The sequence below is a fragment of the Neobacillus niacini genome, assembly GCF_031456445.1.
Classification (GTDB): domain Bacteria; phylum Bacillota; class Bacilli; order Bacillales; family Cytobacillaceae; genus Neobacillus; species Neobacillus niacini_I.
This window is the reverse complement of record NZ_JAVDUQ010000012.1, coordinates 16,871-31,807: the sequence shown is the minus strand read 5'-3', so window position 1 is coordinate 31,807 and position 14,937 is coordinate 16,871. Positions and strand designations below refer to the sequence as shown.

General features: G+C 39.9%; 16 protein-coding genes. 1 reads left to right on the top strand and 15 read right to left on the bottom strand.

The annotated features are described in order from the left end of the window. Positions 1–109: 109 nt before the first annotated feature. From rplI to J2Y67_RS12040, 11 genes are all read right to left on the bottom strand, one after another. On the bottom strand, positions 110–559 hold the full coding sequence (rplI, locus tag J2Y67_RS12090) for a 50S ribosomal protein L9 (protein ID WP_310174305.1): 450 nt from the start codon (positions 557–559) through the stop codon (positions 110–112). Beyond that, positions 556–2,529 (bottom strand): DHH family phosphoesterase, encoded by a 1,974-nt coding sequence (locus tag J2Y67_RS12085; RefSeq protein ID WP_310174303.1) that lies wholly within the window; start codon positions 2,527–2,529, stop codon positions 556–558. The genes rplI and J2Y67_RS12085 overlap by 4 nt, the downstream gene beginning before the upstream one ends. Positions 2,530–2,553: 24 nt before the next feature. Next, a complete protein-coding gene (locus J2Y67_RS12080; protein WP_310174302.1) occupies positions 2,554–3,495 on the bottom strand; it encodes a YybS family protein in 942 nt (313 codons plus the stop codon). A 120-nt stretch (positions 3,496–3,615) separates the two neighbouring features. Then, positions 3,616–4,503: a UTP--glucose-1-phosphate uridylyltransferase GalU gene (gene galU, locus J2Y67_RS12075; RefSeq protein WP_310174300.1), complete on the bottom strand. Its 888-nt coding sequence runs from the start codon at positions 4,501–4,503 to the stop codon at positions 3,616–3,618. A gap of 164 nt (positions 4,504–4,667) precedes the next feature. Further along, positions 4,668–4,907, bottom strand: coding sequence for a 30S ribosomal protein S18 (gene rpsR, locus J2Y67_RS12070; RefSeq protein ID WP_223595362.1), 240 nt, complete (start codon positions 4,905–4,907; stop codon positions 4,668–4,670). Positions 4,908–4,957: 50 nt separating this feature from the next. Beyond that, entirely contained in the window at positions 4,958–5,470 is a 513-nt protein-coding gene (ssb, locus tag J2Y67_RS12065; protein WP_310174298.1) for a single-stranded DNA-binding protein, read from the bottom strand. A 71-nt stretch (positions 5,471–5,541) separates the two neighbouring features. Then, a complete protein-coding gene (gene rpsF, locus J2Y67_RS12060) occupies positions 5,542–5,829 on the bottom strand; it encodes a 30S ribosomal protein S6 (protein ID WP_310174296.1) in 288 nt (95 codons plus the stop codon). A 165-nt stretch (positions 5,830–5,994) separates the two neighbouring features. Then, positions 5,995–7,095, bottom strand: coding sequence for a redox-regulated ATPase YchF (gene ychF, locus J2Y67_RS12055; protein WP_310174294.1), 1,101 nt, complete (start codon positions 7,093–7,095; stop codon positions 5,995–5,997). Positions 7,096–7,218: 123 nt separating this feature from the next. Continuing rightward, positions 7,219–9,237: a molybdopterin-dependent oxidoreductase gene (locus J2Y67_RS12050; protein WP_310174292.1), complete on the bottom strand. Its 2,019-nt coding sequence runs from the start codon at positions 9,235–9,237 to the stop codon at positions 7,219–7,221. 65 nt (positions 9,238–9,302) lie between these two features. After that, positions 9,303–9,500: a DUF951 domain-containing protein gene (locus J2Y67_RS12045; RefSeq protein ID WP_310174290.1), complete on the bottom strand. Its 198-nt coding sequence runs from the start codon at positions 9,498–9,500 to the stop codon at positions 9,303–9,305. Between the two features lie 18 nt (positions 9,501–9,518). Next, entirely contained in the window at positions 9,519–10,391 is an 873-nt protein-coding gene (locus tag J2Y67_RS12040; RefSeq protein ID WP_310174288.1) for a mechanosensitive ion channel family protein, read from the bottom strand. 168 nt (positions 10,392–10,559) lie between these two features. Here J2Y67_RS12040 and yyaC point away from each other — a divergent pair, with 168 nt between their 5' ends. After that, positions 10,560–11,189, top strand: coding sequence for a spore protease YyaC (gene yyaC / locus J2Y67_RS12035; RefSeq protein ID WP_310174286.1), 630 nt, complete (start codon positions 10,560–10,562; stop codon positions 11,187–11,189). 21 nt (positions 11,190–11,210) lie between these two features. Here yyaC and J2Y67_RS12030 read toward each other — a convergent pair whose 3' ends face one another. From J2Y67_RS12030 to noc, 4 genes are all read right to left on the bottom strand, one after another. Beyond that, positions 11,211–11,924 carry a DUF554 domain-containing protein gene (locus J2Y67_RS12030; RefSeq protein ID WP_310174285.1) on the bottom strand — a complete coding sequence of 238 codons (714 nt, stop codon included), beginning with the start codon at positions 11,922–11,924 and terminating at the stop codon, positions 11,211–11,213. 174 nt (positions 11,925–12,098) lie between these two features. Then, positions 12,099–12,953, bottom strand: coding sequence for a ParB/RepB/Spo0J family partition protein (locus J2Y67_RS12025; RefSeq protein WP_310174282.1), 855 nt, complete (start codon positions 12,951–12,953; stop codon positions 12,099–12,101). After that, the gene (locus J2Y67_RS12020) at positions 12,946–13,707 is read right to left on the bottom strand and encodes a ParA family protein (protein WP_310174280.1); all 762 of its coding nucleotides are present in this window, start codon (positions 13,705–13,707) and stop codon (positions 12,946–12,948) included. The genes J2Y67_RS12025 and J2Y67_RS12020 overlap by 8 nt, the downstream gene beginning before the upstream one ends. 303 nt (positions 13,708–14,010) lie before the next feature. Then, entirely contained in the window at positions 14,011–14,886 is an 876-nt protein-coding gene (gene noc, locus J2Y67_RS12015; protein WP_310174278.1) for a nucleoid occlusion protein, read from the bottom strand. Between the last annotated feature and the right edge of the window lie 51 nt (positions 14,887–14,937).

Sequence of the window (14,937 nt, the reverse complement as noted above, 5' to 3'; positions counted from 1 at the left end):
ACAATATTTTATCTTCCAAAGAAAAAAGTGACCAGTAAAAAACCGATCACATCATTTCTTCACGTTTTCTATTCTATCATGTTTAGTGATGACTTCACACTGTAAAAAATTAGTGTACTTCTTTTACATGAACATCCAATGTTGCTAAAACTTCATGATAAAGCTTCACAGGTACTTTTGTATGGCCAAGTGTGCGAATCGCGTCGCCCAATTCCATTTTGCGTTTATCAATTTTAATTCCATGCTTTTTCTGTAATTCTTCGGCAATTTGCTTTGAGGTAATGGAGCCGAACAGTCGGCCGCCCTCGCCGGCTTTTGCGGTTAATTCAACGGTTACTTTCTCCAGTTGTTCTTTTAATCTTTTCGCTTCAGCAAGCTCTTCGGCGGCCTCTTTCTCTTCTTTTTTCTTTTGGCCCTCTAATGTACTCATATTGCCCTGTGTTGCTTCAATCGCCAGCCCCTGCTTGATTAGAAAGTTATGTGCGTAGCCGTCTGCTACATTTTTAATTTCCCCTTTTTTCCCTTTTCCTTTTACGTCTTTCAAAAAGATTACTTTCATTCTTTTTTACTCCCTTCAAAGTATTCATCAATTGCCAGTTTCAATTGTTTTTCAGCTTCCTCTATTGTAACACCATTCAGCTGTGTTGCTGCATTTGTTAAATGGCCGCCGCCCTGCATGATTTCCATGATTATCTGAACATTGACGTTGCCTAACGATCTGGCACTAATCCCAATTGTTCCTTCGCCCCGTTTAGAAATCACAAAGGAAGCAATGACGCCTTCCATCGTTAATAACGTGTCGGCCGCTTGGGCGATAAGAACCTGATCATTGATTTCATCTTCATCCCCAGCGGCAATGGCGATTCCCTCCCTGTAAAAGGAAACTGACTCAATCAGCTTGGATCTTCTAACATACGTATCGACGCTTTCCTTTAAAAACTTTTGGACGAGCACAGTGTCTGCTCCATGTGCCCGCAGGTAGGAGGCAGCATCAAAGGTTCGGGATCCTGTTCTCAAAGTAAAACTCTTCGTGTCGACAATGATTCCCGCCAACAATGCGGTAGCTTCGAGCATCTCAATTTTAACCTGCTTCGGCTGGTATTCAAGAAACTCTGTCACAAGCTCGGAAGTAGAAGAGGCATAAGGCTCCATATAGACAAGAATTGGATTATGGACAAAATCTTCTCCGCGGCGATGGTGATCAATGACCACCACATTATCGATTCTATTTAACAGCCGTTCTTCCATCACAAGAGAAGGCTTATGGGTATCAACCACCACAAGAAGCGTTTTATCCGTCGCAATTTCCAACGACTCCTCAGGTCCGATAAAACGGGAATAAAGTTGTTCGTGGTTGCGAATTTCCTCCATCAGGCGCCCTACACCTGTTTCTAACGAATTCGAGTTAATGACAATATAAGCATCTTTCTGATTCATTTGTGCCACTTTATAAATTCCAATCGAAGCACCAATTGAGTCCATATCAGGATTTTTATGCCCCATAATAATGACTTTATCACTGGCTAAAATCAAATCCTTCAGCGCATGAGAAATCACCCGAGCCCTAACCCTCGTTCGTTTTTCAATCGGATTCGTCTTTCCTCCAAAGAATTTTACCTTTCCATTTGGCTGCTTGATCGCCGTTTGGTCACCGCCTCTTCCAAGTGCCAGGTCAAGGCTGGATTGCGCCAATGTCCCCAGTTCTGGAAGGGAGGAGACTCCGGCGCCAACGCCAATACTTAAAGTAAAGGATACATTATGCTTCGAGGTCATTTCTCTTACTTCATCGAGAATGGAAAACTTTCCTTTTTCAAGGATATGTAAAATACTTTCATTAAAAACAGCCATAAACCGTTCGGAAGAAATCCTTTTCAGGAAAATGCCATTATCTTGGGCCCATTTATTTAGGATGGAAGTAACCAGATTATTGATACTTCCACGTGTCTGATCATCCATTCCTTGGGTAAGATCATCATAATTATCTAAAAAGATAACAGCAATCACGGTTCGCTCATCATGGTATTTTTTTTCAATTTCTGTTTGCTCTGTCACATCAAAGAAATAGAGAAGACGTTCTTCATGCCGATGGATGACTCTGAATTTCCGGTCATGAAGGGTTATAATTTCTGTTTCTACTTCCTGCTTCACCAATGGAACCAGTGCATCGGCAATATCGTACAGGGAGCGTCCATTTAGTGTATCTTCATCAAAACAAGATGATAGGAAGGGATTGGCCCACTCAATATAATAGTCTTCATTAATGAGCATAATTCCAATCGGCATTTCCATTAAAGCCTCTTCGCCGACTTTTTTCACTCGATAGGATAGTGTAGAAATATACTCTTCCATTTCCTTTCTTTGACGATGATCAATGACAAACATATAGTACAACGGAAAAAGCATTAATAACAGCCCGGCCAAACTTAGAATCCAATTATATAAAAACAGGATTATGAGCAGCACCACTGTAACGGCTATTAACCCGTAAAAGGGATAACGGATGGAACGTTTTTCCAAAAATGCAGGCATTTTTTCAGCTCCTAACAGTAGTCATCACTCTTTTTTCTCAAATCGCTTTCTTAAATCCAAACCTAAGTCAATTATACCTAAAATTCTTATAATAGAAAGAAAAATTGGTATAAACGCCAGTAGGGTAATAACCACCCGGATCCCCTTTGAAATGTTCCTTTGATGAAAAAGAAAATAAAGAAAGGCAAATCCCTGCAACACCATAAATAATTCTAATATATAGGTTAAATTTATTAAGGCTGCATAATAATAAGTACCCTTCTGAGGATGAGACAGTAAATTTGCCGCCAGCACAATTAAATAGTACCAGAGGAGACTTCTTGGCATGGAAAGCTCTCTGAATTTCCCCCATGTCGGCGTCGATATCCCAAACCTTTTCGCGATCGGAAAGCAAATCAATTGAATGGCAAACACAGAAAAAATTGAACCCATAACTAACACACTGGGAGCTGAAACTTGGAGCATGTCCATCATGTTCGCATTTTGGGTTACGATTTTTTCATATTGCTCCCCGGTCATCCTCGATTTCAACAATTCCTGCGATTGCAGGGTATACTGCTCATATGCTTTCAAAAGCTCATGAAACAGATCAAACTGGAAAAAGGCAACGCTGATTACATAAAGGATGACAGAACCAATCATAAAGGTAAGGGTACCTGAAATTAAGATACTTGTCCGTCCTTTATTTTTTTGAATCAAATAGCCCATAACAGCGCCTGTTGTCCCATAAATCATCATAATCGAGAGGCCCATTAAAGAACCAGCAATTAAGGAAATAAAAAGGGCCGCAACAAAGAATGCTACCGTATACTTAATATGATTCTTTGAAGTAAACATGATAAAAGGCAGCGGTAAAACAAAATTGATGATGACCGCCAAGAGTGGAACATAAATCGTTAATAACAAAAGAACAGTAAAGGCTGCTAAAAGGATTGCACCCTCTGTTAAAATTCGAGCATTTTTCACTTCTTCACCCCTAATATTTCTCAAACCTGTACTTTTTATTGTAGCTAGTTCATCGGTTCAATTCAATAAAACAGCTAAATAAAAGAAAAGCCGGATCTCTCGGCTTTTCGGCATCGAACATTATTTGATGGTTAGCAGCTCATTGTACTTTAGCTCCTTAAGTAAGTAATTCAGAAACTCTTCCCTAAGGTCTTCTCTTCGTAAGGCGAACTCAACCGTAGCCTGAAGGAATCCCTGCTTGTCACCCACATCATACCTTTTTCCTTCAAAAATATAGGCATACATCGCTTCTTTTTGCGCAAGTTCCTTTAGGGCATCGGTTAACTGGATTTCTCCACCTTTTCCCGGTTTTGTCTTTTCTAAAAGATCAAATATTGCCGGATTAATTATATATCTACCTAAAATAGCAATATTGGAGGGAGCAGAACCTGAAGCAGGTTTTTCTACTAAACCCTTAACCTTGTAAATTCGGTCTTCAATTTCTTTTCCTTCAATGATTCCATATTTATCAGTATCTTCATTGGCTACTTCTTGGACACCAAGAATGGTCGTTTTATATTCCTCGTATTTTTCAATCATTTGCTTTAAACACGGTTTTTCAGAGTAGACAATATCATCCCCGAGGAGGACAGCAAAAGGCTCGTTGCCAATAAAACTTTTTGCGCAATGAATCGCATGTCCAAGCCCTTTAGGTTCTTTTTGACGAATATAATGAATATTAACCATTTCAGAGATTTGGCGAACCTCTGCTAGCAACTCACGTTTACCTCTTGCTTCGAGTTCTAGCTCGAGTTCGACAGATTTATCGAAATGATCCTCAATCGATTTTTTATTTCTTCCGGTAATAATTAAAATCTCTTCAATTCCGGATTCTACAGCTTCCTCAATAATATATTGAAGCGTCGGCTTATCGACAATGGGCAGCATTTCCTTTGGCTGCGCTTTTGTTGCCGGCAGAAATCTTGTCCCTAAACCGGCCGCTGGAATAATCGCTTTACGTACTTTCAACCTTTTCTCCTCCTTAGCTGTTCTTTACCTGATTATATTCTACCATAGCATTGTTTCATTAATATTTTCTTAACAAAAATTAAACATAAAAAAGCAGCAGGAACAAATCCTGCTGCCTTCAACTATTGTCCAGCTTCAGTGCCAAGGCACTTCCGCTTTTCTCTTTATTCTCCAGCCACGAATGGTAGTAATGCCATTTGACGTGCACGTTTGATTGCAACTGTTAGTTTACGTTGATATTTAGCGCTAGTACCAGTTACACGACGTGGTAAAATTTTTCCACGCTCAGAGATAAATTTTTTAAGTAAATCTACATCTTTATAATCAATCTTTGTGATAGCATTAGAAGTGAAATAACACACTTTACGGCGTTTTGCACGACCGCCTTTGCGTCCTCCTGCCATGAAAATTCCCTCCTTCATGTTTTTTTATAGTAACGTTTATTAAGGCTTACCTAGAATGGAAGATCGTCATCAGAAATGTCAATCTGCCCATTACCTGCGAATGGATCATCGTCCACACGTGTAAAGCCTTGGTTATTGTTCTGACGTTGATTCTGATTGCCGCCGCCATAAGGGTTGCCTTGCGGTTCCCGTGGAGGAGCTCCATATAAATCGTTGTCGTTTCTGCTGCCGCCGCCTGATGCATTTCTAGGCTCAAGGAATTGAACACTTTCAGCTACAACTTCAGTAACGTAAACACGTTTTCCGTCTTGTCCTTCATAGTTGCGAGTTTGAACTCGACCATCCACACCTGCGAGGCTGCCCTTTTTCAAAAAGTTCGCCACATTTTCAGCAGGTTTACGCCAAACCACACAATTAATAAAGTCCGCTTCACGTTCACCTTGCTGATTTGAAAATTGACGATTTACAGCTAAGGTAAATGTAGCAACAGCAACTCCACTTGGCGTATAACGCAATTCAGGATCCTTTGTTAAACGGCCCACAAGAACGACACGATTCATCATCAGAATCAACTCCTTTTCTCCCGGTAATGTTTCATGTGAAACATTTTTTACCAGAAATATATATATAAATCTTAAGCTTCTTCTTTAATTACGATATGGCGAATGATATCTTCGCTGATTTTTGCAAGACGAGAAAATTCTTGAACTGCAGCAGCTGAAGATGTTGTTTTAACGATTTCGTAGTATCCATCGCGGAAATCATTAACTTCGTAGGCAAGACGACGCTTACCCCAATCTTTTGTTTCAGCAGTTTCCGCGCCATTTTCAAGAAGAATTGTGTTAAAACGCTCAACAAGAGCTTTTTTAGCCTCATCTTCGATATTTGGGCGGATGATGTACATAACTTCGTACTTATTCATCACAGTCACCTCCTTTTGGTCTAAACGGCCCATACTGGGCAAGGAGCAATTATTCATTACTCACAAGTTAAGATTATAGCATAGGTGTCCATTAAAAGCAACGACCTTCACAGTTTGTACAATTTTAGGAATAATAAAACCCCGCAGCCACTGCGGGGTTTTATTTTAAACATTAAAACGGAAGTGAATAACATCTCCATCTTTTACTACATAATCTTTTCCCTCTAAACGGACTTTTCCTGCTTCTTTCGCTGCGGTATGGCTGCCAGCTGCTAAAAGATCCTCGTAAGCAACTATTTCAGCACGGATAAAGCCGCGTTCAAAATCGGAGTGGATAATTCCAGCACATTGCGGCGCCTTCATACCGTTTCTAAATGTCCAGGCGCGAACCTCTTGCACACCTGCAGTGAAATAAGTGGCTAAACCAAGTAAGCTATAGGCTGCACGAATTAACTGATCTAATCCAGATTCTTCAATCCCAAGCTCTTCAAGGAACATTTGCTTTTCTTCCCCTTCAAGTTCAGCAATTTCTTCTTCAATTTTCGCGCAAATTACAATGACTTCTGCGTTATCCGCAGAAGCAAATTCGCGGACCTTTTGAACATATTCATTACCAGATGGATCAGCAACATCCTCTTCACCAACGTTTGCCACATATAAAACAGGCTTAATCGTTAAAAGGTGCAATTGCTTAACATATTTCATTTGTTCTTCAGTAAATTCCACCGTACGTGCAGGCTTCTCCGCTTCGAAAGCCTCTCGCAGTAAAGAAAGAGCTTCAAATTCAGCTGCCGCATCCTTGTCCTTTTGCTTAGCCAATTTTTCTACCCGGCTAATTCGTTTTTCAACAGATTCCATATCAGCTAAAATTAACTCTAAATTAATGGTTTCAATATCGGAAATTGGGTCAACTTTTCCAGATACGTGGGTAATATTCTCATCAGCAAAGCAGCGTACAACCTGGCAGATGGCATCCACTTCACGGATGTGAGATAGGAATTTGTTACCTAAGCCTTCACCTTTGCTCGCGCCTTTTACAATTCCAGCAATATCAGTAAATTCAAATGCCGTTGGAACGGTCTTTTTGGGCAGAACGAGTTCTGTTAATTTTGTTAAACGATCGTCCGGAACCTCTACAATTCCTACATTGGGGTCAATCGTACAAAACGGGTAGTTTGCGGATTCCGCTCCTGCCTGTGTTATTGCATTAAATAAAGTGGATTTACCAACGTTCGGCAACCCAACAATACCAGCTGTTAAAGCCATTCATGTCACTCCTCAAATAGATAGTTATCTATGATAAAAAATTAGTTGAAAATTAATTAAAAAGCCTCTAACAATTATAGGCAACAACCGTTAAAAATACAAGGACAGAAAAACTGCCGCAACTCATCGCGGCAGCTCCTTTATTTTTTCAATAGTAACAAGGCAATCATAAAGCGTACTTCCAAGTCCATTATCTGATGGTCTGCTGGAAGTCAGATTATTAACCGAACCGCCAAATTCTTTCCAAATTCCTTCATCAATATTAATCAGATTATGATGGGATATTTGTAATATCGATACATATCCTTTCACTTCACCACGGTCATTCCAAACCCGGACATAATCGCCGTCCTCAAGCTGCAAGCTCTCCGCAATATTTTTAGCCACTTCTACTTTCACTTTTGGTGTTTGCTTCCACACCTGATAGTTTTGCGAATGATTTGATCGCAGTGGGTGAATAGTCAATAATTGATAGGGGTACCGCTCAGCTAAATCTGGATTGTTCCATTTAGACTCATCCGGTAAAGACAATTTTAATATCCCTTCCTTGTCCTTTAACCTCTCTAAGGTTGAGGTAAATTCAAATTTACCCGATGGCGTTTTAAATTTTCGATCCTGCCAAGGAATCCTCTTTACCGGCAGTTCTACTGCATGTTGCTCCTTAAGTTTTTCTAGAGAAATTCCATTTTCCTTTAAAAGGTTTAGCGCCATGGAAAAAAATTGATCCCTTGTATAGTTGAACGCCTCACCGAAGCCAAGTCTTTGAGCTAATTGGGTCCAAATCCACAAATCTGATTTTGCTTCCCCAGGGGCATCGACAAGCTTGGGACCATAGTTCACATAATGATGGTACATAGAGGAGTAGTAAAAATCCTCCTCCTCAAAAACGGTCGTTGTCGGTAACACATAATCCGCCAGTTTAGCCGTATCTGTCATAAACTGTTCAATCACGACAAGCGTTGGGACAGAAGTGAAGGCTTGGGCAACGATATTGGAATCCGGAACCTGTGTCAGTGGATTTCCGCAGGTAACTACAATCATTTGAACTTCGGGGTCTTTTGCCGTTAGAATTTCCTCCGCCTGTTTCATAATTGGAAACTGTCGGTGCTGTTGTTTTCGCTCAATAAGGGTCAATTCATTGAATGCAAAGCTTTGACCCACTTGACGATTAGCATAGTTGGCACCGCCTCCGGGAATCCCAATATTCCCGCTAATCGCGACAAGTGCATCAATTAAGCGAATCGTATTACCGCCATTTTCATACCTTTGCATTCCAAGCCCCATAAACACGGCTGTTGGTTTTTCCGCAAATACTTTTGCTAACCTGGTCATCACCCGGACGGGTACCTCGGTCATTTCGCTTAGTTTTTCTAAAGTGATGCTATTAAGAAGCACGAGCAAATCTTGAAATCCATGTGTGAAGTTTTCAATAAAATGACGATCCTCTAACCCTAACCGAAGCATTTCCTTCATAATACCAGCAGCGAGGAGACCATCCATTCCAGGCTTTATCGTAATATACTCATCCGCAATTTTGGCAGTTGCATTAAAAATCGGATCAATCACAAAGAGATTTGCACCGTGTTTTTTTACTTCCTGCAATTTTTCAAAAAAATGCATGTTCGTCCGTGTAACGTTTCTTCCCCAAATAAAAATATTTTTACTGTTTAATACATCATTTGGTCCATGGCTCCAGGCTTCTCCAAAATCCCAGCTCTGGGCTTCAATTCCTGCCCCCCAGCAGAGAGAACCTACGACTTCCGTAACTCCGCCATAGCAATTAAAAAAGCGTTGATCCAGGTTCTTGAGAATCCCGTTATTGGCGTAATCATGGCTGTGTAATACAGCCGTAGAGCCGTGTGTATCTTTAATATCCTTTAACCTATTTGAGATTTCATCAAGAGCCTGCTCCCATGAAATCTGTTGGAACTCACCATTTACTTTTTTCAACGGATATAATAAACGCTGCGGGGAGTTTGTCCTTGTTTCCAGCATTCTTCCGCGCCCGCAAATTTTCCCCTTTGTAATCGGATGAGCCGGATCCCCATCCACCTTGATTACTTTATTTTCTTCGATTGTCACATGGAAGCCGCAGCTATCCCAGCAATTTAACGGACAAGCCGATTGATAAACCTTTGCCAAACCATCCACCCCCGAGTCTATCTCTATCTTCTTATAGTTTAATATAACAAAAAAAGAAGCACGAACTATTCTTCATGCTTCACCAATATTTTCTTCATTTTCCGGGAAAACTCTTTTCTTGGGATTAAAACGCTGTGGCCGCAGCCCTCACATTTAATTCTTACATCCATGCCCATTCGGATAATTTTCCAGCGATTGGTTCCGCATGGATGCTGCTTTTTCATCTCCACCACATCATTGAGGGTAAATTCCTTTTGTTCCATGGTCCATTACTCCTTTCCTTATTTTTTAGGATCAGTACTATTTGAATACGCAACAAGCTTCGGAAGAGGAATTTCGATTCCATGCTGATCCAAGAGAAGTTTGATTTCTTTACGAATCATTCTGGATATATAGACTTGCTTCATTGGCAGGGTTTCCGCCACAATCCTTAAAATCACCTCAGTTGAACTCATATTTTGAATTCCGAGCAACTCTGGTGATTTAATTAAATCTTCATAATGGTCCGGTAATGTCTCCAATAGGTCACCAATAACCTTCTCCGCTTTTTCAACATCTTCTCCATAAGCAATCGCCACATCGACAACAGCCACACTATTATTAATGGAAAAATTCGTTACCTGGGTAATACTGCCGTTTGGAAGTATATGGATTTCACCTGTCCAGCTTTTAATTTTCGTCGTTCTTAATCCTATCGTTTCGACATTCCCTTCGAATTCTCCTACCCGGATATGGTCACCAACGGCAAATTGGTCTTCAAAAATGATAAAAAAGCCCGAAAGTATATCTTTAACAAGACTTTGTGCTCCAAAACCAACCGCTAAGCCAACAATCCCCGCTCCAGCAAGCAGCGCTTTTACATCAATATTAAATACAGAAAGAATCATTAAAAAGGAAATAAAATAAACAACATAAGTCAGAACACTATCCAGCAATTTTGAGAGCGTTTCTTCTCTTCGTTCAACAGTACGGAATGGAGAGCGGTTACGAATTTTAAAGATATTATGAATCATCACTTTACCAATTCGGATTAAAACATTTGATATGATGATAATCAAAATAATTTTTAGTACCCCTTCACCAAGCGTAAGCCACGTATCTTCATTTTGAAATTTATCTACAATTTTTTGCATACCCTTTTCGGTAAAACTCATATACACACCTTCCTTTATCCAAAACCTATTTTAACAAGTTTTCATTTTTTATTATAGTACTGAGTTTTTTCCTGCTTTAAAAGAGATTTGTATTCTTCCATGTATAGAATTTCCAAAAAATCCGTATACTAATAAAAATATTGTGTTTTTAATTTTGGAGGGGAACGAATGAATCTCAAAGCAGGCTTTTTTGATCGAAAAGCTAAAACACGTATAAGCTATGATGATTTCCAAGCAGTGGAAAACCTTGCTGAGGAATTACGTTCAAAAATCCCCGAGCCATCTGATCGTCCGATTGTATTTGTTTGCATTGGGACGGACCGTTCCACTGGAGATTCATTAGGACCGCTTGTTGGAAGTCTGTTAGAGGAGAAGAACCTTCAATCCTTTTACGTTTACGGAACATTAGATGAACCGATTCATGCGGTCAATCTTAAAGAAAAATTAACTGAAATTCAAAATAAGCATGAAAATCCCTTTATTATTGGAATTGATGCCTGCCTTGGCCGCGTTAAAAATGTGGGTGTTATCCAACTCGGAGATGGACCTGTGAAACCGGGGGCAGGTGTGAACAAAGAGCTTCCGGAAGTAGGAGATTTGCATATTACTGGCATTGTCAATGTCAGTGGATTTATGGAGTTTTTTGTATTGCAAAATACACGCTTAAATCTTGTTATGAAAATGGCAAAGACGATTGCGGGAGGAATCTATCAAGCCAGTTTGCCTAATCCAAAGGAAAGCTGGACAGAGATCAATTGGAATTGGGAAGAAGAACAAACAAAAGCAATCGGAGACTAGCCGCCGATTGCTTTTTTAATATTAATAAAAATGGTGGTAATTGTATAGTACCGTGACGATAATCCCTGTTACGACAATACCAGGGAGGAGGTTTGCAACTTTGATTTTTATCATACCTGTAAGATTTAAGCCAATGGCAAAAATCATTACCCCTCCGGTTGCGGTCATTTCAACAATAAATTGATTCATTAAGGCATGTGGCACAAAGCGGTCAATTTGAGTGGCAAATAAGGCAATAAGCCCTTCATAAAGCAGGACCGGAACCGCCGAAAATAAAACACCAATTCCAAGTGTAGTTGTTAAAATCAAAGCCGTAAAACCATCGATAATCGATTTGGTGTACAGCACATCGTGATCGCAGCGGATTCCGCTGTCAAGTGCACCGATAATCGCCATTGCCCCAATCACAAAGATTAATGTCGCCGTTACAAACCCTTCAGAAATACTTCCTTTTCCATTAGGGCCCACCTTACTTTCTAACCAGTGCCCCAAATCATTCAGCTTCTCTTCTAATTTTAAAAGCTCTCCAATTACGGCACCGATCACCAGACTTAATATCACAATTAAGAAGTTATCACTTTTTAATCCCATCTGCAGCCCCAGCACCATGACAGACAATCCAATCGCATACATAACGGTAGTCTTCATACTCTCCGGAATCCGGTTCAATAATTTTCCAAGAAGACTTCCGACAATAATTAATGCTCCATTTACAAGTGTTCCTAATAAAAACATACTGACTCCCCTATTATTATTCGTTTCTCGAAGTATTTAATAGTATTAACCTATCATATTTAATTTTGAAATGAAAGATTTTTAAAATAATTGCTGAATACAATATATTGAATCTAATAACGAATGGCACACGATATATTGTGTGGATAAAAAAATAAACCATCCATTGATGGTTTAGATAGAAGATTCTTCGTCAAGAATTTCAAGGATTCGTTCCAAATCCTCTTGAGAGAAGAATTCAATTTCAATTTTTCCTTTATTTTTCGAATGCTTAATATTAACCGTGGTACCAAACCGCTCACGGAGAACATGCTCGCGTTCCTGTAAAAAAACATCCTTTTTATTTTCAGTTTTCTTTGTTTCACGTGAAACATTTTCATTCAACTGCTGAATAAGCTTTTCAAGCTGACGAACGTTTAAGCCTTCGTTGATGACCTTTTCAACTAAAATCGGAAGCTTCTCCTTTTGACGTAGACCAAGTAAGGCACGGCCATGCCCCATGGAGATTTTCCCATTTGAAATTAACTCTTGAATTTTAGCCGGGAGGGAGAGGAGGCGGACATGGTTCGCCACATGCGGACGGCTTTTTCCTAATCGTTTGGCTACTTCTTCCTGTGTCAGCTTTAATTTTCCCATTAAGGTTTGATAGGCGATTGCCTCTTCAATGGGACTTAAATCCTCCCTTTGAAGGTTTTCAATTACAGCCAGTTCCATCATTTGCTGTTCCGAAAATTCGCGGACAACGGCAGGAACCACTTGAAGCTTTGCTTCCTTTGCAGCCCGGAACCGTCTTTCGCCCACAACAATTTCATAGCCTTTAATGCTTTTCCTGACGACAAGAGGCTGGAGGATGCCATGCTCTAAAATGGATGCCTTTAATTCATCTATGGCCTCTTGTTGGAAGATTTTCCTTGGTTGATACGGATTGGGACGCAATTCCTTCAATTTTATCTCTTGAACCGTTTCGCCTTTATTAACCTCCATATTAGGAAAAAATGCATCAAGTCCTTTTCCTAATCCTTTAGCCATGTGAGACCACTTCCTTTGCCAAATCTAAATATACTTCGGCACCACGGGATTTAGCATCATAAGTGATGATGGGTTCTCCGTGGCTTGGAGCTTCACTTAGACGTACATTTCTTGGAATAATCGTTTTATATACCTTGTCCTGAAAATACTTTTTGACTTCTTCTATCACTTGAATTCCCAGATTCGTGCGGGCATCCAACATCGTTAACAAAACACCTTCAATTTTTAAATCCTGATTTAAGTGCTTTTGAACCAGCCTAACTGTATTCAAAAGTTGGCTTAGCCCTTCCAATGCATAATACTCACACTGCACAGGAATTAACACCGCGTCAGATGCTGTCAATGCATTTATAGTCAATAATCCAAGGGATGGCGGGCAGTCAATAATAATATAATCAAATTGATCCTTTACTTCACCAAGCGCACGATTTAGCCGTACTTCCCGTGAAATGGTCGGCACCAGCTCAATTTCCGCCCCTGCAAGCTGAATGGTCGCTGGTACAGCATATAAATTTTCAACAGATGATGCTTTTATGACGTTTTTTACTTCCACGTCATCGACTAAAACATCATATATACACTGCTCTACTTCTGCCTTTTCAATTCCGATACCGCTTGTTGCATTTCCTTGCGGGTCAATATCTACTAACAATACCCTTTTCCCTATGTATGCTAAGCAGGCTCCTAGGTTGACAGAGGTAGTCGTTTTGCCGACTCCGCCTTTTTGATTCGCGATTGCAATAACTTTGCCCACAATGTCACCTACCCTTTTTCCTAAATTCTTACTTATATTCTATCAAAATATTAATTACGAAACTGCAAATTTGTCATTTACAAAAACAAAATGACCATTTGTCATTTTAAAAGCAAAATGACCTTGGTAACTATTTTATCACGAAATAGATTCGTTTTTGTTTTTTTTCAAAAAATATTCAAGCAAGGGATTATTTCAATAATAACCAATATAATCCAAAAGGATGAGGTCATTCTTGTTTGAACAATAAAGGGAAGCCATAAAAAAGAACCAAACAGTTTGTTGTTTGGTTCGCAATGATTGTTATTTCTTTTTCGGAATTCGAATCGTGAATTGGTAAAATTCATCAAACTCTTCTTCTTCCGCATTAAGGTCAATTCCACTATCTGAAACCATCGATAAGGACTGCCTGATTGTATTCACAGCAATTCGCATATCCTTACTGAAAGCTTTCCTTTTTGGCTTAGGTTTTGGATTTTTTTCTTCAAGCAGTTTGACAACCCGGTCCTCGGTCTGCTTTACATTTAAATTCTTCTCCATTATTTCCTGTAAAAGCATTATCTGTTTCTCAGGATCCTTCAAAGGAATCAGTGCACGGGCATGGCGCTCCGTTATAACCTTATTTAATAAGGCCTCCTGAATCTCCTGCGGCAATTTAAGCAGACGAAGCTTGTTCGCTACTGTCGATTGTCCTTTTCCAAGACGCTGGGCTAGTGCCTCCTGGGTTAAATTATGAAGCTCAAGCAGCTTTCCATATGCAATTGCTTCTTCAATTGGTGACAATTCTTCCCGCTGCAGATTCTCGATTAAGGCAACAGAAGCGGTTTCAGTATCCGACATATTCTTTACAATCGCCGGTGCCTCATCCCATCCCAGCTTTTTCATGGCTCGCCATCGCCGCTCACCGGCGATGATTTCGTACCGATCTGTGTCAAATTGTCTTACAACAATCGGCTGGATAATTCCATGAATATGAATGGTTCGTGACAATTCCTCAATTTTTTCATCATCAAAAACCGTCCGGGGCTGGAAACGATTTGGAAAGATATTGTCAATTGGAATCTTCTTAATTTCTTCATTTCTTTCAATTTCGAGTTCTTTCTCAAGTTCTTTCTCAAGTTCTAGGTCTTGTTCTCCCTTTTCGCCAAGACCAAAAAAGCGTGTAAACGAATGCCTCATCCCCAACACCACCTTTACGAAACTCCCTATTACTTATTCTCTATTCAAATA